The sequence below is a fragment of the Glycomyces sp. L485 genome (assembly GCF_022548875.1).
In the GTDB taxonomy this organism is placed as follows: Bacteria; Actinomycetota; Actinomycetes; order Mycobacteriales; family Micromonosporaceae; genus Glycomyces.
The window spans coordinates 1-220 of record NZ_JAKZEW010000140.1 but is presented as its reverse complement, the minus strand read 5'-3'; the positions used below and the strand labels follow the sequence as shown (position 1 = coordinate 220).

Annotated in this window: 1 pseudogene; it reads left to right on the top strand. The window is 61.4% G+C overall.

Features of this window, described 5'->3' with window-relative positions:
• Window positions 1-183, top strand: a pseudogene (locus L0U85_RS20285) (IS630 family transposase); the annotation flags it as partial.
• Window positions 184-220: the final 37 nt, after the last annotated feature.

Genomic DNA, 220 nt, shown 5'->3' with positions numbered 1-220 from the left:
CCCGATGAGCTGGTGTGGAACACCGTGAAGCGCGGCATCGGGCGCACGGCTATCAAGGATGCGGGCGGTCTGCACCGTACTGCGCTTGGCGCGTTGCGCCGTCTCCAGAAACTGCCTGAGACTGTCAGAAGCTTCTTCGGGCACCCCGAACTCGCCTACATCGCCACGGCCGCAAGCAAATAGGACCCACAACCCAACCTGACAGTTCCGGATTAATAGC